This window comes from Methylobacterium sp. W2 (assembly GCF_020662345.1).
GTDB lineage: Bacteria > Pseudomonadota > Alphaproteobacteria > Rhizobiales > Beijerinckiaceae > Methylobacterium.
In genome coordinates, this window is sequence record NZ_VMOA01000020.1 from 72090 (window position 1) to 89702 (window position 17613).

The 17613-nt window shown below is 67.9% G+C and carries 21 protein-coding genes and 1 pseudogene; 12 read left to right on the forward strand and 10 right to left on the reverse strand.

Translation table 11 applies throughout. The features are described 5' to 3' along the window. Positions 1-222 (reverse strand): hypothetical protein, encoded by a 222-nt coding sequence (locus FPV16_RS13150; RefSeq protein ID WP_227438738.1) that lies wholly within the window; start codon positions 220-222, stop codon positions 1-3. A 176-nt stretch (positions 223-398) separates the two neighbouring features. On the opposite strand from FPV16_RS13150, the gene FPV16_RS13155 reads away from it, so the two are divergent. The 5 genes from FPV16_RS13155 to FPV16_RS13175 all read left to right on the forward strand — a co-directional run bounded on the left by FPV16_RS13155 (position 399) and on the right by FPV16_RS13175 (position 4425). Beyond that, the gene (locus FPV16_RS13155; protein WP_227438788.1) at positions 399-851 is read left to right on the forward strand and encodes a cyclic nucleotide-binding domain-containing protein; all 453 of its coding nucleotides are present in this window, start codon (positions 399-401) and stop codon (positions 849-851) included. 95 nt (positions 852-946) lie between these two features. Next, entirely contained in the window at positions 947-1210 is a 264-nt protein-coding gene (locus tag FPV16_RS13160) for a YARHG domain-containing protein (protein WP_227438739.1), read from the forward strand. A gap of 282 nt (positions 1211-1492) precedes the next feature. Further along, entirely contained in the window at positions 1493-2335 is an 843-nt protein-coding gene (gene dapD, locus FPV16_RS13165) for a 2,3,4,5-tetrahydropyridine-2,6-dicarboxylate N-succinyltransferase (RefSeq protein ID WP_227438741.1), read from the forward strand. Positions 2336-2505: 170 nt separating this feature from the next. After that, the gene (locus FPV16_RS13170; protein WP_227438742.1) at positions 2506-3387 is read left to right on the forward strand and encodes an alpha/beta fold hydrolase; all 882 of its coding nucleotides are present in this window, start codon (positions 2506-2508) and stop codon (positions 3385-3387) included. Positions 3388-3531: 144 nt separating this feature from the next. Continuing rightward, a complete protein-coding gene (locus FPV16_RS13175; protein ID WP_227438744.1) occupies positions 3532-4425 on the forward strand; it encodes an acid phosphatase in 894 nt (297 codons plus the stop codon). Positions 4426-4579: 154 nt separating this feature from the next. Here FPV16_RS13175 and FPV16_RS13180 read toward each other — a convergent pair whose 3' ends face one another. Both FPV16_RS13180 and FPV16_RS13185 read right to left on the reverse strand, forming a co-directional pair. Beyond that, positions 4580-5323 (reverse strand): TerC family protein, encoded by a 744-nt coding sequence (locus FPV16_RS13180; protein WP_227438746.1) that lies wholly within the window; start codon positions 5321-5323, stop codon positions 4580-4582. A gap of 45 nt (positions 5324-5368) precedes the next feature. Beyond that, positions 5369-6283 (reverse strand): lipid kinase, encoded by a 915-nt coding sequence (locus tag FPV16_RS13185; RefSeq protein WP_413629289.1) that lies wholly within the window; start codon positions 6281-6283, stop codon positions 5369-5371. 492 nt (positions 6284-6775) lie between these two features. On the opposite strand from FPV16_RS13185, the gene FPV16_RS13190 reads away from it, so the two are divergent. The 4 genes from FPV16_RS13190 to FPV16_RS13205 all read left to right on the forward strand — a co-directional run bounded on the left by FPV16_RS13190 (position 6776) and on the right by FPV16_RS13205 (position 10597). Next, on the forward strand, positions 6776-7630 hold the full coding sequence (locus tag FPV16_RS13190; RefSeq protein WP_227438748.1) for a hypothetical protein: 855 nt from the start codon (positions 6776-6778) through the stop codon (positions 7628-7630). 15 nt (positions 7631-7645) lie between these two features. After that, positions 7646-9094, forward strand: coding sequence for a thermonuclease family protein (locus FPV16_RS13195; RefSeq protein ID WP_227438749.1), 1449 nt, complete (start codon positions 7646-7648; stop codon positions 9092-9094). Between the two features lie 76 nt (positions 9095-9170). Further along, entirely contained in the window at positions 9171-10166 is a 996-nt protein-coding gene (locus FPV16_RS13200; protein ID WP_227438751.1) for an SPFH domain-containing protein, read from the forward strand. Beyond that, on the forward strand, positions 10163-10597 hold the full coding sequence (locus FPV16_RS13205) for an NfeD family protein (RefSeq protein WP_227438753.1): 435 nt from the start codon (positions 10163-10165) through the stop codon (positions 10595-10597). The genes FPV16_RS13200 and FPV16_RS13205 overlap by 4 nt, the downstream gene beginning before the upstream one ends. A 53-nt stretch (positions 10598-10650) precedes the next feature. Here FPV16_RS13205 and FPV16_RS13210 read toward each other — a convergent pair whose 3' ends face one another. Continuing rightward, positions 10651-11073 carry an organic hydroperoxide resistance protein gene (locus tag FPV16_RS13210; protein WP_227438755.1) on the reverse strand — a complete coding sequence of 141 codons (423 nt, stop codon included), beginning with the start codon at positions 11071-11073 and terminating at the stop codon, positions 10651-10653. Between the two features lie 273 nt (positions 11074-11346). Here FPV16_RS13210 and FPV16_RS13215 point away from each other — a divergent pair, with 273 nt between their 5' ends. Then, on the forward strand, positions 11347-11892 hold the full coding sequence (locus FPV16_RS13215) for a MarR family winged helix-turn-helix transcriptional regulator (protein WP_227438757.1): 546 nt from the start codon (positions 11347-11349) through the stop codon (positions 11890-11892). 49 nt (positions 11893-11941) lie between these two features. On the opposite strand, the gene FPV16_RS13220 is transcribed toward FPV16_RS13215, so the two are convergent. Further along, positions 11942-12307 carry a c-type cytochrome gene (locus FPV16_RS13220; protein WP_227438758.1) on the reverse strand — a complete coding sequence of 122 codons (366 nt, stop codon included), beginning with the start codon at positions 12305-12307 and terminating at the stop codon, positions 11942-11944. Positions 12308-12609: 302 nt separating this feature from the next. Between FPV16_RS13220 and FPV16_RS13225 the strand changes: the two genes are divergently transcribed. Further along, positions 12610-14043, forward strand: coding sequence for an FAD-linked oxidase C-terminal domain-containing protein (locus tag FPV16_RS13225; RefSeq protein WP_227438760.1), 1434 nt, complete (start codon positions 12610-12612; stop codon positions 14041-14043). Positions 14044-14144: 101 nt separating this feature from the next. Beyond that, positions 14145-14432 (forward strand): hypothetical protein, encoded by a 288-nt coding sequence (locus tag FPV16_RS13230; RefSeq protein WP_227438762.1) that lies wholly within the window; start codon positions 14145-14147, stop codon positions 14430-14432. A gap of 42 nt (positions 14433-14474) precedes the next feature. Here FPV16_RS13230 and FPV16_RS13235 read toward each other — a convergent pair whose 3' ends face one another. From FPV16_RS13235 to FPV16_RS13255, 5 genes and pseudogenes are all read right to left on the reverse strand, one after another. Then, positions 14475-15122, reverse strand: coding sequence for a spermidine synthase (locus tag FPV16_RS13235; RefSeq protein ID WP_413629292.1), 648 nt, complete (start codon positions 15120-15122; stop codon positions 14475-14477). Between the two features lie 80 nt (positions 15123-15202). Continuing rightward, entirely contained in the window at positions 15203-16048 is an 846-nt protein-coding gene (locus tag FPV16_RS13240; protein ID WP_227438764.1) for a 23S rRNA (adenine(2030)-N(6))-methyltransferase RlmJ, read from the reverse strand. Between the two features lie 18 nt (positions 16049-16066). Continuing rightward, positions 16067-16726 (reverse strand): ribonuclease T2, encoded by a 660-nt coding sequence (locus FPV16_RS13245; RefSeq protein WP_227438766.1) that lies wholly within the window; start codon positions 16724-16726, stop codon positions 16067-16069. After that, positions 16723-17190: a hypothetical protein gene (locus FPV16_RS13250; protein WP_027171415.1), complete on the reverse strand. Its 468-nt coding sequence runs from the start codon at positions 17188-17190 to the stop codon at positions 16723-16725. The genes FPV16_RS13245 and FPV16_RS13250 overlap by 4 nt, the downstream gene beginning before the upstream one ends. A 128-nt stretch (positions 17191-17318) precedes the next feature. Continuing rightward, a pseudogene (locus FPV16_RS13255) lies at positions 17319-17613 on the reverse strand (extensin); the annotation flags it as partial.

Sequence of the window (17613 nt, forward strand, 5' to 3'; positions counted from 1 at the left end):
TCAGGCGGCCACGTTCGGCGTATCACCGCCGGACGTGTAGAACGCGGCGATCTCCCGGATGAGGTCGCGCTGCTGCTCGTGGACGAGATCGGACAGGATCTCATCGTCGTTGCCGTCGATGACCGACAGCAGGCGGATGTCCGGATACCTGCCTTCGAAAAAGACCAGGACTTCGGATTGCGCATAGGGATCGTTCGGATCCAGGCAGAAGTGATTGGACACCGGAATTTCCGTCTTCGTCTGGCTCGGGAGACGCGTCTATCCACCGGTTTCATGACATCCGTTTGATCGGCGCTCCTTTCACGCGCAGGTGCCGCGCCGGATTTCCCCCTCCGCCCGCCTTCGGCTAAGGCTAGCTCCGCCGGAGGGACGCCTCCGTCTTGGGGGAGCGCACGGCTTTGGGGCTCGACGACGACATCGCGATCCTGGCGGCCGCGCCCCTGTTCAGCTTCATGGCGCGCGATGCCTTGAGGCTGCTCTCCTTCGCCGCGGAGCGTCGCAGCCTGACGCCGGGAGATGTGCTGTTCGCCCGCAACGAGCGCAGCGATGGCGGTTTCGTGGTCATGTCCGGAACGGTCGAACTGGCGCCGCGTGGCGCCGGTGGCGAGCCCGTCAGGGTCGGTCGTTCCGCCCTGATCGGGCAGATGGCGCTGTTCCTGCGCGGCGAGCGCCCCACCGACGCCCATGCCGTCACGGCGGCGGAGGTCGTGCGCATCACGCCCACGCTGATGCGCCGGGTGCTCGAGGAATTTCCCGACGCGGCCGAGGCGATCCACGCCGCCCTTCACGACGACCTCGGCACGTTGATCGGGGATCTCGACGGCGTGCGCGCAAGGATCGACGCCATCTGACACCGTATCGCCTCTCGCCGGACGCACGATCTGGCGAAAGCTGCGAAGACGGGCCAAAAGTCCTCCGTCCCTCAATGCTCTCCCGGGAAGTGCTCATGCGCGCCGTCGTGATTCTGTGCCTCGCCCTCCTACCCGCCACCCCGGCGCTGGCGGCATTTCCGTGCGATGAACTCTGGGGCGAGCGCAACGCGGTCTATGCGGAGGCCGGCTACTGCTTCAAGACGCAGCGCGCGATCGCGGCCTTCGGCAACGTCAATTGCCGCTTTTCGGACATCCGCGACGTCCCGCTCTCCGCTCGCGACCGGGCGAAGGTCGGCGAGATCGTGCGGGAGGAAACCCGCAACGGCTGCCGGGAGTGAGCCCGCGCCGCGCCTGATGCCCTGAGATGACGGGCAAGGGTGATCGCTCGAGGCTGCGTAAGCGGCTTCGCGGCGCGAAGAGCGCCGCGCGGAGCGGACTTGTCAGGACGGGGGTCCTGACGAGCATCGAGCGGAGCGAAAGCCTGAGCCCGCGGAGGTGGGCGCCGGCGACTGAGGCCAGCAAGAAAGACAGGGCCATCGCTTGAAGCGATGGCCCGAGGTGACAGGCGCGGTCGCCTTTTGTAAGCACGGCCCTCCCCCCTCACCGACCGGAACGCCGCCATGTCCCACGCCGATCTCTCCGCCACCATCGAGACCGCCTGGGAGGAGCGCGCCGGGATCGACATCTCGACCAAGGGCGCCGTGCGCGAGGCCGTGGACGAGGCCCTCGATCTGCTGGATTCCGGCAAGGCCCGCGTGGCCGAGAAGGTGGGCGACGAGTGGCAGGTCAACCAGTGGCTCAAGAAGGCGGTGCTGCTGTCCTTCCGCCTCAACGACATGGAGATCATCCATGGCGGTCCCGATGGCGCCAATTGGTGGGACAAGGTGCCCTCGAAGTTCGAAGGCTGGAAGAAGAAGCACTTTCGTGAGGCCGGCTTCCGGGCCGTGCCCGGCTGCTTCGTGCGCCGCGGCTCCTACATCGCGCCGGGCGCGGTGCTGATGCCCTCCTTCATCAATCTCGGCGCCCATGTGGGCGAGGGAACGATGGTGGATACCTGGGTGACGATCGGCTCCTGCGCGCAGGTGGGGAAGAACTGCCACATTTCCGGCGGCGCCGGCATCGCGGGCGTGCTCGAGCCGCTCCAGGCCAATCCGGTCATCATCGAGGACAATTGCTTCATCGGCGCCCGCGCCGAGGTGGCCGAGGGCGTGATCATCGGTGAGGGCAGCGTGCTCTCCATGGGCGTCTATATCGGCGCCTCCACCAAGATCATCGACCGGTCCACGGGCGAGGTCATGTACGGCCGCGTGCCGCCCTATTCGGTGGTGGTCTCGGGCACGACGCCCGGCAAGGACCTGCCCGACGGCACGCCCGGCCCCGGCCTCTACTGTGCCGTCATCGTCAAGCGCGTGGATGCGGGCACCCGCTCCAAGACCGCCATCAACGAGTTGCTTCGGACCTGAGGCGAACCCGGGTTCGCTGGCGATCGGCATTCCCTCTTCCCGCCTGCGGGAAGAGGGGTCCGGCACCTGTCGTCGACCGTGGCGCGACACCGGGCCGGCCTGTGCGGCAGCGACCGGCGCGTTAGATCTCCGATCCGATACGGACCGTCCCGGATGAGGCGTTGCGAGCGATGATCGAGCCTGCCCACTCCACCCGTGGCTTTCAACTCGACGTGCTGGAACGCAAGGTCCCGACGCCCTGCGATATCGTCGGGAGCGGCCCGGCGGCCCTGCTGCTGCCGGCCCTGTCGTCGATCTCGGCACGCGCGGAGATGCGGCCCCTCGCCAAGATTCTCGGCCACGACTATCGCTGCCTCATCCCCGACTGGCCCGGCTTCGGCAATCATCCGCGTTCCCGCATCGCCATGGAGCCGGAGACGTTCCACGCCTTCATGGATTCCCTGCTCGCGGCATTGCCCGGCCCCTACGCCATCGGCATCGCGGCGGGTCATGCGGGGCCCTATCTCGTGGCGGCCGCCCAGCGGCATCCGGGCTTGTTCGACCAGATCGTCCTCATCGCCCCCACCTGGCGTGGGCCGCTGCCCACCGCTCTCGGCGACTCGCGCCGCGGCTGGCTCTCGGGCATCCGCAAGGCCATCGAGCTTCCGCTGCTGGGCGAGGCGCTCTACCGCATCAACATCAGTCCTCCGATCATCGGCCGGATGATGCGCGCGCATGTCTATGCCGATCCGGACCATGTCACGCCCGGCATCATCGCCGACAAACACGCCGTCACGCTCCAGCCGGGGGGTCGTTTCGGCACGGCGGCCTTCGTCACCGGAGGTCTCGACCCGTTCAAGGCCCGCCAGGACTTTGTCGCCCTGATCGAGGCGGACGGACTTCCACCGCTCCTGGTCCTGCGTCCGGAGCGTGCACCACGCCGATCCGGCGCCGAGATGGACGCCGTCATCGCCACAGGCCATGTATCCAAGGCTTCGGTTCCGGGGGCCTTGAGTCCGCACGAAGAATATCCGGGGGAGGTCGCCGCCGCGATCCGCGCCGGCATCCAGTAGGGGCCCCGTGCGCCGACCGGCGGCAAACCCGTTACGGATTGGCGAAATGTCATGCGGTCTGGGTGCCATACGAGTGTCGTTCAGGAACACTATGGCTCCCCTATCGCTTGCCAATCCCGACGCCATTGATCCCGAGCCGCTGTCATGTCCCCTCTGCTTCCCGCTCTCGCGTCGCTCGCCTTCACGTCCTGCGCCCTGATGATGGCAGCGCCCGTCCTGGCGCAGGCGCCCGGGCCGAATCCCGTCGACACCAAGACGACGGGGGGGAAGCCCCGCTCTGCACCTGCCGTCGCGACGACGCCGTTGACGCCGGGCATGCCGGCACGCGCGCCCTACCTGTCCGACGCCACCGCGCCCGATGCCGTCGCGATCCTGCCGCCGCCGCCGCGCGGGCAATCCGCGGCGGAGACGGCCGACAAGACCACCTTTGCAGCGACTCGCGCCCTCAAGGGTAGCGCACGCTGGGAACTCGCCACGGCGGATGTCGCCGATGGCCCCTCGGCCATCCTCGACGATTTCGCCTGCGTGCTCGGCCGCAAGATCGATCAGGCCCGCTCGCCCGCGCTGATGACGCTTCTCGAACGGACCCGTCTCGATATCAGCCGGGCCACCCGCTCGCTCAAGGAGCATTACCGCCGCCTGCGTCCCTTCGTCGGCAACGAGGCCGAAATCTGCGTGGCCCGCACCCGCGAACTCGGCGACGCCTTCAGTTTCCCCTCTAGCCACGCGACTCAAGGGTGGGCCTACGCAGCCATCCTCGCCGCATTGGTGCCGGAGAAGGCGACGCAGTTCTTCGTCCGCGGCAAGGCTTACGGCGAGAACCGGATCGTCTGCGGCGTGCATTGGGCCAGCGACGTGGAAGCGGGACGTACCACGGCCAGCGTCGTCGTCAGCTCGCTCCAGGGTGATTCCGGCTTCCGTACCGATCTCGAGCGGGCGCGCGTGGAGATCGCCAAGAACCTCTCACAGGAAGGCTCGCCGCCGGACGCGGCGATCTGCGCCCGCGAGACCTCGGCCCTGCGCGAACCCATCCTGTAGGCGATCACGGGGGCTCGGCAGGAACCGACGCCTTCCTTTGACCACCGGCCGCGCTGGCCATGTCCATCGTGCAGGAACGAAGAAAGGCCCGACCGTTGTCCCGGTCGGGCCTTTCTTCGTTTGCCCGTGAAACGGAAGGGAAGGGGTTGCGCCCTTACCCCGCGGTCGTCTTGCTCCGTCTCCGACGTCGGGCGAGGAGATTGAGCGCCTCGACGCCGGCCGAGAACGCCATGGCGGTGTAGATGTAGCCCTTCGGCACGTGGGCGCCGAAACCTTCCGCGATCAGCGTCATACCGATCATGATGAGGAAGCCGAGCGCCAGCATCACCACGGTGGGGTTGGCATCGATGAAGCGCGCCAGCGGGTCGGCCGCCAGCAGCATGACGGTGACGGCGGTGATGACGGCGATCACCATGATCGGCACGTGATCGGTCATGCCCACCGCCGTGATGATGCTGTCGATGGAGAAGACGAGGTCGAGGACCAGGATCTGCCCGACCGCAGCGGCGAAGCTCAGCGCCACCGGCGCGGCCGCATCCTCGTGGCCGTCATCGGGATCGACGGTCTCGTGGATCTCCTTCGTCGCCTTCCACAGCAGGAACAGGCCGCCGCCGATGAGGATCATGTCCCGCCAGGAGAAGGCCTTGCCGAAGATCTCGAAGACCGGCTGCGTCAGGTGGACGATGTAGGCGACGGTGCCGAGCAGGCCGAGGCGAAGGACCAGCGCGAGGCCGATGCCGATGCGGCGGGCCTTGGTCTGCTGATGGGCCGGCAGCTTGTTGGTGAGGATCGAGATGAAGATCAGATTGTCGATGCCGAGCACCACCTCCATCACGATCAGGGTGGCGAGCGCCACCCATGCGGTGGGGTCTGCGGCGAGTTGAAGAAGGGAATCCACGGGGAGAGAACCTCGAACGTCGTCAGGTCGGAAAGCGGCGGAAGATCAGGACGCGGCGGGGATGATGCCGGGGCGCTCGGCAGGCTCCGGCGCATAGATCCGGATCGCCTTCGGCACGACCTTGAAATGGGCCGGCGTGTAGGTGGAGAGCTCCCCATCCGTGTTCACCGGCCGAGGCTTCTTCGTCTTCACCACGATCTCGGTGGTGTTGAAGGCCCGCACGTCGGCGGCCTTGCCCTGGGTGCCCCGGCGAAGGGCGGGCAGCAGCGCGATGAGCCGCCACCAATGCGTGACTTCCAGGCTGTAGAAATCGAGCTTGCCGTCATCGACGGTGGCGGTCTCCTCCACGGTCATCCCGCCGCCATAGTGGCGACCGTTGCCCACCGAGACCTGGATCGTGGTGATCGTTTCGGTCTGCCCGTCATGTTCGAGATAGACCGTGAACGGGCGCACCCGCCGCAGGACACGCATGGCGGCGATGGCATAGCCGAGCGTGCCCCATTTTTTCTTCGATTCGGCGGTGAGGTCGCCGGCGAGGTCGGCCGAAAAGCCGATGCTCGCCACGTTGAAGTAGTAGCGACCGTTGACCCAGCCGAGATCCACCGCCTGAGGCCGCGCCGTGCCGATGAGCTGCGCGGCCTCCACCGGGTCGGTGGGCAGGCCGAGAGAGCGGGCGAGATCGTTGGCCGTGCCCAGCGGCAGGATGCCCAGTGGCAGGCCGGTCTCGACCAGGGCCGGCGCGGCCGAGTTCATGGTGCCGTCGCCGCCGCCGAGGATGACGAGATCGCAGTCCTTTGCATGGCGCTTGATCACCGCTGTGCAATCGGGATCACCCGGCGGCTCGAACGGCTCGATACCGGCGGCACGTAAGGCATCGCGCACGGCGTCGAGGGAGAACGAACCGTTCCGTGCGTTCGGGTTGACGAGAAGGAGGGCCCGGCGGGTGGAGGCGGCGCTCACGAGGCGGCCTCCGGCAAAGGGCATCCCGAGATGCCGCATGAGATCATCGCAACAACCACGTGTTTCAGAACCCCCCGGTGCGTTCGCGCCGCGTCAGCGCAAAGGCAGAGAAGGAGTCCGACATCGCGGCCGACGCCTCGGCCGCCAGAGGGGCCCGGACCCGTCAAGCTCCCCAGAGGTGGGCGCTGCCACGCCGATGGCAAGAGGCAATGTCCCGGAGAAGGGCCGGTTGCGGTAAGATGGGCACTCACAACCTCGAAGGATGGTGATCGTCGATGGCTGGGAACAGCGGGCATAGCGCGGGGAACGGCACCCGATCGAAGCAGCCTGGCAACGCCCCGTGCTAGATCACGGGCCGTGACGCGACCCGGTCGCGAATGGCCCGTCTCGACGCGGGCAACCGAACGCCCGACCTTGACGTTTCCCTTCGGCCGGACGCTGTCATGCGGTCGTGCCCACCCTCCACGTCGCTCGCGACAGCGGTGAGATGCCATGCGCTACGGACTGTTCTCCACTTGCTCGGCCGCCCTCCTCGGGGCCTTGATGTCGACCGGTAGCGCCGGGGCTCAGGGCCGCCCGGCCTGGGTCGATCCGCCGGCCAAGGCCGATACGAAGGCCGACCCGAAGAGCGACGCGAAGCCTGCCTCGCCCCAGGCGGTGCAGGAGGCGCCCCAGACCAGCCCGGCCCAGGCGGCGAAACCCGAGACCACGCCGAGTGCCGCCTCCGTCCCGGAGAGGAGCGCGGAGGCACGCCAGCGGACCCACCGAAACGGCAGACATGCCGAGGCCGGGATCAGGCATTCCCCCCGCCGGCTCTCGCAGGTTCCGCCAAATGCCCTCCCTCTCACCGTCTCCCCCGGCGCCCCCTCCCAGAGCATGGGAATGGCCTCCGAGGACCGCTTCCCCGAATGGGCGCGCAAGGCCCAGAGGCTGAACGAGGATTATCTCGACGCGATCTCGGAGCCAGGCGACGGCATGGTCGCCGCCGCACCGCGTTTCTATGCCGAGTCCGTGCGCTTCCACGGCCGCACCCTGTCGCTGGCGGCGCTGATGGCGGAGAAGCGCCGCTTCGTCCGGCGCTGGCCGGACCGCCGCTACGTGGTGCAGGACGGTTCCCCGCGCATGGCCTGCAGCGTCGGTACGAGCAGCTGCATCGTGCGCTCCACCTTCGATTTCCGTGCGGCGAACCCACGGAACGGTGCCCGCTCGCAGGGCGTGGCGGAACTGACCCTGGAAATCTCCTTCGCCGGACCACGTCCGGTGATCGTATCTGAGTCGAGCCGTGTCCTGCGCCGCTTCGCACCGGGACCGCTGAGCGCCGCCGCATCGACACGGCCCGGTGCCTGAGACACAATCGAACCGATGATCGCAGCCAAGACACGCGCGGCTAAGACACCCGCAGCCGGCAAGACCTCTCCGACCCATTCGTCCGCGACGAAGCCGTCCGGAGAGGTCGAGGCTCCGGCCGTCGTCGCGGCGCGTGCGGCACGGGAATCCGTCCGGTCGATGATCGAAGCGGAAATCCGTCGCCAGGACGCCTTTCCCGTTGCCCGGCGGACGCTTCAGCTGCTCGCCGAGGCCGTGGTCGAGCCTGCCGCCGAGCCGCCCTTCTACCGGGTCGTCGATCGTTCCGGGACGATGCGGCAGGGTGAGAACGGCCCTCTGTCCCTGGAGGAGCTGTTCGCCGAGTTGCGGGGGCGCCATGGCGCCCTGTTCGTGCCTGTGCCGCCGAAACCCGTGGTGGACGCAGCACCCGAGCCCACCGCATCGGACGAGATCAAGGCGGCGACGGCGCGGTTCGTGGAATCGCAATCGGTGATGGCCCGCTCGGTGATGGCCCGCTCTCTCATCCGGGGAAGGGCCGCCGCAGCCACGGTCTCGGCGACCCTGGCGGGCGCTCTGGGCAGCATCCGTCACTCCCTGGCCGATCGCCCGAGCGGCGGACAGGGCTCGAGCCCACAACAGAGCCTGCGCGAACGCGGCATGCGCATCGGCGCCTCGTTCGGAGACAGGGCCCGCGAGACGGTCGCCATCGCCCGTAAACGTTTTTCGGCCTCCGCTGCCACCGATGTTACGGGATCTCCTGCGGCGACGCAGGCCCAGGCACGACAAGCCCCGTGGCCCGGGCTCGTCGCCCGCGCCCGCGGCCGGCTGCGCCGCCTTCGCCGGGATGACGGCACGATCCTGACCCGACCGAGCACGCTCGCGGGCGTGGGCCTGCTCGGCAGCCTCGCCCTTGTCCTGCTTCTCACCCATGGCGGCGGAGACGACAGACCGGTCGCCGCACCGGATGCGGAGGCTCCCCGGCAGGAGGCGAAGACGCAGGATCCGGCCCAGGCGACACCACCCTCCCAGACCCAGCCGGCGCAGGGCCGGCCTTCCACCATGGCCAATCCGCGTGAAGCCGTTTCCTCGGCGACGCCCCCCGGCATTCCCGCCGAAGAGCCGAGCCCACCCTCGGCCGAGGAGAGCCGGACGAAGCCGCCGGAATCGTCCAACGGCCTCACCGGCAAGACGGAGGTGATCGACACCGCGACCCTGCGCGTCGGCGGCAAGCTCGTGCGCCTGTTCGGGGTGGAATGGGTCCGCGGCGGACAGCCGGAAGAACTGACGCGCTACCTCGCCGGGCGCCCGGTGACATGCCAGCCCGTGGCCGGAAGTGCCGCCTATCTCTGCGCGGTGGAAGGCCGCGACCTGTCTGAAGTCGTGCTCTTCAACGGCGGAGGCCGGGCCTCCTCGGAAGCCACCCCCGATCTCGTCGCCGCCGAGGACCGTGCGCGGACGGAGCGTCTGGGGGTTTGGGCGCGCTGACGAGAGGACGATTCACCTTGCATAGGGGGAGACGCTCGGCCTCAATGTCCCTCCTGGAAGGGCATTGGGGGCAAGGATGGATGATCTCTCGATCGGGTTGAGCGTGGTGGCGGTGGCGCTCGTCGTCCTCGTGGTCGTCACCCTCGCCATCGGCATCAACATCATCCCGCAGGGCCACGTCTACACGGTGGAGCGGTTCGGCCGGTACTCGCGCACCCTCGAATCCGGGCTCGGCCTCATCGCCCCCTATATTGAGCGGATCGGCCGGCGCGTGAACGTCATGGAGCAGGTCATCGAGGTGCCGAGCCAGGAGGCCTTCACCCGCGATAATGCCGGGGTGAAGATCGACGCGGTGGTGTTCTACCAGGTGCTCGACGCGGCCAAGGCTTCTTATGAGATCTCAAATCTCGAGACCGCGATGATGACGCTGACGATGACCAACATCCGCACCGTCGTCGGCTCGATGGATCTCGACCAGCTGCTCTCCCACCGCGACGAGATCAACGAACGCCTGCTCCATGTCATGGATGCGGCCTCCTCGCCCTGGGGGGTGAAGATGACCCGGATCGAGATCAAGGACATCCTGCCCCCCGCCGATCTCGCCGGCGCCATGGCGCGCCAGATGAAGGCCGAGCGTGAGAAGCGCGCTTCCGTCCTCGAAGCCGAGGGCCATCGCCAGGCCGATATCCTGCGCGCGGAAGGCCGCAAGCAATCCGCCATCCTCGAAGCCGAAGGGAGGCGCGAGGCCGCGTTCCGCGATGCGGAGGGCCGTGAGCGCAGCGCCGAAGCCGAGGCCCGCGCCACGAGCCTCATCAGCGAGGCCATTTCCCAGGGCGACCTCGCGGCGGCGAACTTTCTGGTGGCCGAGAAATACGTGGACGCGATCAAGGCGCTGGCGACAGCGCCCAACCAGCGGGTGGTGGTGGTACCGATCGAGGCGGCGTCCCTCGCCGGTACCCTCGGCGGCATCGCCGAGATCACCCGCAGCGTGTTCGGCGAGGGCGCGGCGCAGACGCGGAAAAGCTCCGGCCTGCCGCCCAAGGTCGGGCCAAGCGGGGGAAGCCCCTCGTGATCCTCGACATCCTGACGGCTCTGGGGCCGGTCTGGACCTGGGTCTTGATCGGGCTGATCCTGATGGGGGCGGAACTCGCGATCTCGGGCGTGTTCCTGGTCTGGCTCGGCATCGCGGCCATGGTCACGGGGCTGGAGACCGCCCTCGTGCCGATGCCTTGGCAGGCTCAGATTCTGTTCTTCGCCGGCCTCTCAGTGGGGCTCGTGGTCCTGGCGCAGAAGCGGATGGCCGGCCATCCCAACAGCCTCAACCGCGGCGCGCAGGGGCTGATCGGACAGGAATTCCACCTCGACGCCGCGATCGCGAACGGGCTCGGACGGATCAGAGTCAACGACACGCTGTGGCGCGTCTCCGGCCCCGATGCACCGGCCGGCACTCGCATCCGTGTCACCGGGATCGAGGGCACCACGCTGACTGTGACGACGGCCTGACGGAAGCAGATTGCCGGAGGAGCGTGGCCCCTCCGGCTTCGTGACATGCGCGTTCAGGCGACGCTGATATCGACCTGGATGTTGCCGCGGGTGGCGTGGGAATAGGGGCACACCACATCGGCGCGCTTCACCAGATCCTCGGCCGTGTCCCGCTCGATGCCGGGCAGGGTGGCCTTCAGGGTGACGACGAGACCGAAGCCCTCGCCGTCGTCGCGCGGTCCGATGCCAACGGTGGACTCGACCTTGGCGTCCTCGGGGATCTTCACCTTGTCCTTGCCGGCCACGAACTTGATCGCGCCGAGGAAGCAGGCGGCATAACCCGTGGCGAAGAGCTGCTCGGGATTGGTGCCGTTGCCGCCGCCGCCGCCCAGTTCCTTCGGCGTCACCAGGGTGACGTTGACGGCCTTGTCGTCGGTGGAGGCGGAGCCTTCACGGCCGCCGGTGGCATGGGCGTGAGCGGTGTAGAGTGCCTTCATGGTCGGTCATCCTGCTTGGGGTTGTAGGAGGGTCGCGTCGAGGAACGATGGTCTCATGCGAGGACGGGGAAACCCGTCCGCCATCACGAGATCCGACCGAAAACCGAAACTAGCTTGCGCGCAACTGATATTCCATATGGCATCAAACAAGATTGCGCGCAACCATGATGCGGGAATCCCGTGAACGCTGGTGACCATTCCGCATTATCAATTACATAGGGTACTTGGACCGGACCCGACACCGGACCCGACAACATAAGGGAGGCCCCAGGAATGGCAGGCCGACGCATCACGCAAGCAGACGCCATCGACGATGTCGCGACCCCGGGTCGTGGCGTCGACGGTCAGTTGTGCTTTGCGGTCTATTCGGCGGCCCACGCCTTCGGACGCGCCTACCGGGCGCTCCTGGCCGCCCACGATCTCACCTATCCGCAATACCTGGTCCTCCTCGTCCTCTGGGAACAGGAAGGGCTGACGGTGAAGGAGATCGGGACTAGGCTGTTCCTCGATTCCGGGACGCTCACGCCCCTGCTGAAGCGTCTCGAGGCGTCGGGCCATGTCCGCCGGGCTCGGGACCGGGCCGACGAGCGGCAGGTCAGCATCTTCCTGACACCCAAGGGGCGCGAATTGCAGGGGCGGATGGATTGCGTTCCCGGCCTTGCGGGAGCCCTCACAGGGATGTCGGAGGATGGGCGCCAGGCGCTCCTCGATTCCCTGGTGATGCTGCGGGGGGCGCTTCACGACAACGTGGCCGGCACGACGGCGGCGTCCACGGTCCCCGAGCCGTATGAAACATGGAAAAAGGCCGCCTCCCGTTGAGGGACGCGGCCTTTCCGATCACAGGTCCGAAAAGGACCGGATGCGACGCTCAGTTCTGGGTCTTGAGATAGGCGATCACGTCGGCGAGCTTCTTGTCGTCCTTCAGGCCGGGATAGACCATCTTGTTGCCGGGCACCTTGGCCTTCGGATCCTTCAGCCACTCCTTGAGGTTCGCCTCGTCCCAGGTGATGCCTGAGCCCTTGAGAGCGGCCGAGTAGCTGTAGCCCTCGTAGGTGCCAGCCTTGCGGCCGACGACGCCCTTGAGGTCGGGGCCGACGCCGTTCTTGACGAAGTTGTGGCAAGCCTTGCAAGGCGCGAACGCCTTCTCGCCGGCTGCAGCGTCGCCGGCTTCCTGGGCCTGTACGGACATCGGAAGCATCAGCGCGAGCGCGGCGCCGAGGATGAGGTGACGCATTGTATTTTTTCCTCCATTGGGCGGCATGAGCCAGCCGAGCTTATGGCAGAGCTTTTAGTTTTAGAACAGATCGAGACTAGGAACGTTCCAAACTCGCCTAGGGTCCGTGCGGCGAAAGGAAGCCCGAAACCGGCCATTCCGCCCTCCGGAAACGTCGACGCATCCGATCCTGATGCATCGAAACCGGTTATCGTTTAGATATCGTCCAATTCCATTGTCCTGAACGGTTCACCGCTCGTTTTTAGTCCTTCCAAGCTGAGCGGTGGCTGAAGATAGGCCGATGCGTCGAGGAGCGCCCGCCCATGTCGATCGCCTTTCCCGTGCCCGATCCCGACATCCTCGCCCGCCGCGAGACGATCATCGCTGGGCTGCGGCCGCTCGTCGCGGCGGAAGCGCTCATCATCACCGAGGACGAGCGCCGCGCCTTCGAGACCGACGGCCTGACCGCCTATCGCAAGATGCCCCTGGCCGTGGTCCTGCCCTCGACCACCGCCGAGGTCTCCGCCGTGATGGCCTATTGCCACGCCAACGGCGTGCGCGTGGTGGCGCGTGGCGCCGGCACCTCCCTCGCCGGGGGGGCGATCGCCCAGGAGGACGCGATCATCCTCGGGGTCGCCAAGATGACCCGTGTCCTCGACGTGGATTTCGAGAACCGCGTCGCGCGGGTCGAATCGGGCCTGACCAACCTCGCCATCTCGGGGGCGGTGAGCCACGAAGGGTTCTTCTACGCGCCGGACCCGTCGAGCCAGCTCGCCTGCACCATCGCGGGCAACATCGCGATGAATTCGGGCGGCGCCCATTGCCTGAAATACGGGGTGACCACCAACAACCTCCTCGGCGTCACCCTGGTGATGAACGACGGCACCGTTGCCGAGATCGGGGGCGCTCATCTCGACAGCGCCGGCTACGACCTCCTCGGCCTGATCTGCGGCTCGGAGGGTCAGCTCGGCATCGTCACCGAGGCGACGGTGCGCATCCTGCGCGCGGCGGAGGGCGCGCGCCCGGCCCTGGTCGGCTTCTCCTCGGTGGAGGATGCGGGCGCCTGCACCGCCGCCATCATCGCCGCCGGCATCATCCCCGTGGCCATGGAATACATGGACCGCGAGGCGATCCTCATCACCGAGGATTTCGCGCAGGCCGGATATCCGCGCGACGCCGAGGCGATGCTGATCATCGAGGTCGAGGGATCGGACGCGGAATGCGAGGCGATGCTGGCCCGGATCGAGGCCATCGCCCGCGACTACCGGCCCACCAGCATCAGGGTCTCGAAATCCGAAGCCGAGAGCGCCGCGATCTGGAAAGGGCGCAAATCCGCCTTCGGCGCCACCGGCCGGATCTCGGATTACATCTGCATGGACGGCACCATTCCCACCGGGCAATTACCCCTGGTGCTGGAGCGCATCGGCGCGATCTGCGCCGACAAGGGGCTCCGCGTCGCCAACGTGTTCCATGCGGGTGACGGCAACCTGCATCCCCTCATCCTGTTCGACATCAACAAGCCGGGCGAGTTGCAGAAGGCGGAGGCCGCCGGCGACGAGATCCTGAAGCTCTGCGTCGAGGTCGGGGGCTGCCTCACCGGCGAGCACGGCGTCGGCATCGAGAAGCGCGAGCTCATGCGGTTCCAGTATGCGCAGGCCGACCTCGACCAGCAGATGCGGGTCCGCAACGTGTTCGACCCGAAATGGCTGATGAACCCCGCCAAGGTGTTTCCCCTGGAGGGCCGGGTGGCGGCCTGAGGCGCGCCCCTCGTCGCGGTTTCCCGCCATCTGCCGAACCAGGCCCGGAACGCTCAGCTCCGGGCCGGTGTTTCCTCCCCGCACAATCGTGGAGGATGATCATGCGCATCGTTGCAACGCTCTCGGCCCTGGCGCTGCTCACCATGGCGAGCACGGGAGCGGCGGAAGCCAAAGGCTGCATCAAGGGCGCGATCATCGGCGGTCTGGCCGGGCATTACCTCGCCGAGCGCGGTGTGGTCGGCGCGGTCGCCGGCTGCATCGGCGGTCGCTATCTTGCCAACCGCCGCGCCAAGCAGCAGCGCGAGATCGAGTACGGCTCGCGGGTGCAGCAGCGCGGAGCCGGTTACGCACCGAACCAGCCCTACCCGCGCCGGTCCTACAATTACTGATACTGACGCCGATCGTCCCGAATCGTGGCCGGCAAGGTCGGGCTACCCGCCTCGCCGGTCCGCGCCGGAGGGAACCTCCGTCCGTACCGCGATCCAGAGCACGTGACGGCGGCCGCCCGGATGGGCGGGATAGCGCTGTTCCTCGACATCGAAGCCGAAGCGCCGAAGCCGCTTCTTGAACCGGCGGTCCGGTCCTCCGGACCAGACCGCGAGGATGCCGCCCGGTCGCAGAGCATAGTGCGCCCGCTTGAGACCCCAGCCATCGTAGAGGCGGTCGTTTTCCCGGCGTGTCAGGCCCTTGGGGCCGTTGTCGACGTCGAGGAGGATGGCGTCGTACTGAGCCTGTCCCGACTGGATGAGACGGTTCACGTCGGCCTCGACCAGGCTCACGCGCGGATCGTCGAGGCTCCCGGTGAAGAGATGGGTAAGCGGTCCGCTCGCCCAAGCGATGACCGCCGGCATCAACTCGGCCACGACGACCTCCGCCTTCGGGCCGAGGGCATCGAGGGCCGCGCGCAGGGTGAACCCCATGCCGAGCCCGCCGATGAGGATCTTCGGCGCCGGATTTGCCGCGAGCCGGGCGCAGGTGACCGTGGCCAGGGCCCGCTCCGAATCGCGGTGCCGGTCGTTCATCAGTTCGGCGGTGCCGACCATGATCGAGAAGGCATCGTCGTAGCGAACGAGACGCATCGTCTCGACGCTGCCCGGAATGGCGGCGCTGGCGATGGGAATCGCGGAATTCATCGATGGAACGACCTTCACGGCAGGGTTCACGCCTCGACGCCGAATGCGTCGCAGCGGAACGCCCCGTAATCGCCGCGCGCCAGCCGCTCGGCCAGGGCGGGCAGGAACAGGGCCGCCTCGTCGGCGAGACGCCAGGGCGGGTTGATGACGATGAGGCCGTTGCCGTTGAGACGGTTGGGATACGGCTCCGAGATCATCAGGTCGATGCGCAGGGCGGGCCGGGAGAGCGAGCGGTCGAGTTCCGCCACCATGCGGTCGATGAGGTCGACGTCCTTGATCGGATACCAGCCGAGAAAGATGCCCGTCGGCCATTTCGCCACGGCTTTGGCCAGGGCTGCGCCGAGCCGGTCGACCTCGCCGAGTTCCTCGTAAGGCGGGTCGATCAGCACGACGCCGCGCCGCTCGGGGGGAGGGATCAGCGCGTTGAGGGCCGTCCACCCGTCGAGATGCATCACCTTGGTGCGCGGATCCTGGTTGTAGCGCTCGCGCAGGATCTCGGCATCGGCGGGGTGCAGCTCGACGAAGACGCCCTGGTCGGTGGGCCGCAGGAATTCGCGGATGATCGCCGGAGAGCCGGGATAGATATCGGCGCCGTGGCGTGCCTTGGTGGCGGCGACGGCCTCGCGGTAGGGAGCGAACAGCGCCTCCACCTCGTCGGGGAAGGGCGTGTCGAGGCGGCCCCAACCGTCGTGCCACTCACCCGTCCGGCCCGCCTCGTTGCCGGTCAGGTCGTAGAAGCCGAGGCCCGCATGCGTGTCGATGGCGCGAAAGCCCGTGGGCTTGGCCTGGAGATGATGGAGCACGCGCGTCAGCACGAGGTGCTTGAGCACATCGGCGAAATTACCGGCGTGGAAGGCGTGCCTGTAATTCATGGGCGCAGGTTCCTGGCCTCACCGGCTCGCGTCGACGGCGATCTCGCCCGCACGGCAATTCTGACGCGCCACTTCGGGGCAGGGCGTGAAGCCGCGCAGGTCCTTGGTGAAGCAGATCCGCACCTCCTGCAACTCGCCCCGGGTGCAGGTGACCGACATCATGTCCGGGCGCAGGCCCCGATTGGCCGCCACGAACTGGCGGGCGATATCGATGGGTGCGATGCGCGTGTCGGAATCCGGTTTGGCGAAGGCGGCCGGGATGGTCACCGCCTCCCGTGCCTGGGCGGCCGCCTTGAAATACGACATCGGATCGAGGCCCGAACAGGTGCCATGCTTGCGCCATTCGTGGCGGGCGAGCCCCTCGCTCGGATAGACCGCGCCGGCCACTTCCATGGCCTGGCGGGTGGGGGAACGCTCAACGGAAGAGCAGTCGGACGGGTAGCCCCGCCTGTATTGCGGCCACAGCCCATGGACCACGAAGCCGAGGCCGCGACCCGGCCGGCATTGGCCGTCGGCGTCACGCTGTCCAGCCGTCTCGCAATAGGTCGGCGACCAGGACAGGGCCAGCACGTAGAAATCGAACTCGCCCGGCGTGCCGCCACGTCCGTAGCCTTGCGCCTGCGCGGTTCCGGCGAGAGCCGTCAGCGCCAGTCCGGCAAGCGCGGCGACTCGTCTCACGGACGGGCTTCGCGGCAGGCCGTGGCGTAGGCATAGGCGAGGTTGCGGTCGAGGCCGTGGACGCAGAATTCGACGCCCCAGGTCACGCCGATGACGCCGAGGCCTTCGCGCACGGAATAATCGACCTTGCGCTTGATCCCGTCCGACGTGGTCGCCACCGCGCTGCAGAAGCGGCGGGGATAGGTGTCGAGGCCCCAGGGGCGCCAGGCCGTCCGCTCGATCCGGTCATAGCCGACGATGGTGAGGCTCGAGTTCCAGAACTTCGCCTCTTTCTCGGCGAACTGGCTCGACATCTGTTCCAGCACCGAGGAATCCTGACAGCCCGGAATCTGCCCGTCGAAGGGAAACTCACGTTCCTCGGCGGGGGTGATCTCCTCGCGGCCCGAGCGGGCGAAGGCGGGTTGCAGGCTACCCGCGAGGACGAGGCCGAGGGCCAGGGCGGTGGCGAGGGAATTCGGGCGCATGCCGGCGTCTTTTCGCTGGAGTCCGTTCATTCCGGGACGATGGCGTCTCGTCGAGCCGTGTCAAGCGGAAGGGCCGGGGCGGCGTCGCTTTCGCCCCGCCCTGGGGCAGCCGGAGCACAGTCAGGCGCTCAGTAGATCGGGTCGGCGAGGCCCGGAGCGGCAAGGGAGAGCGGCTCGTCGGAGAAGCCCGGGGCCGGTTCGGCATAGGTCGGCGCGGAGGCCAGACGGGAGGTCTGCGGGCGCGGCACCGGCCGGGCCACCGGCGTGGAGGCATAGGCCGAGGGCGCGCGGGCGGATGGAGCGGCAGCGGAGAGGCCAGGGGAGGGCGCGCGGGCGACCTGGGGGCTCGTCCGGGCCGGGTGCCGGTTCGAGGACATCGGCGTCACGCCGTAGGGATCGTCCTCCTCGACATCGAGGGGGGCC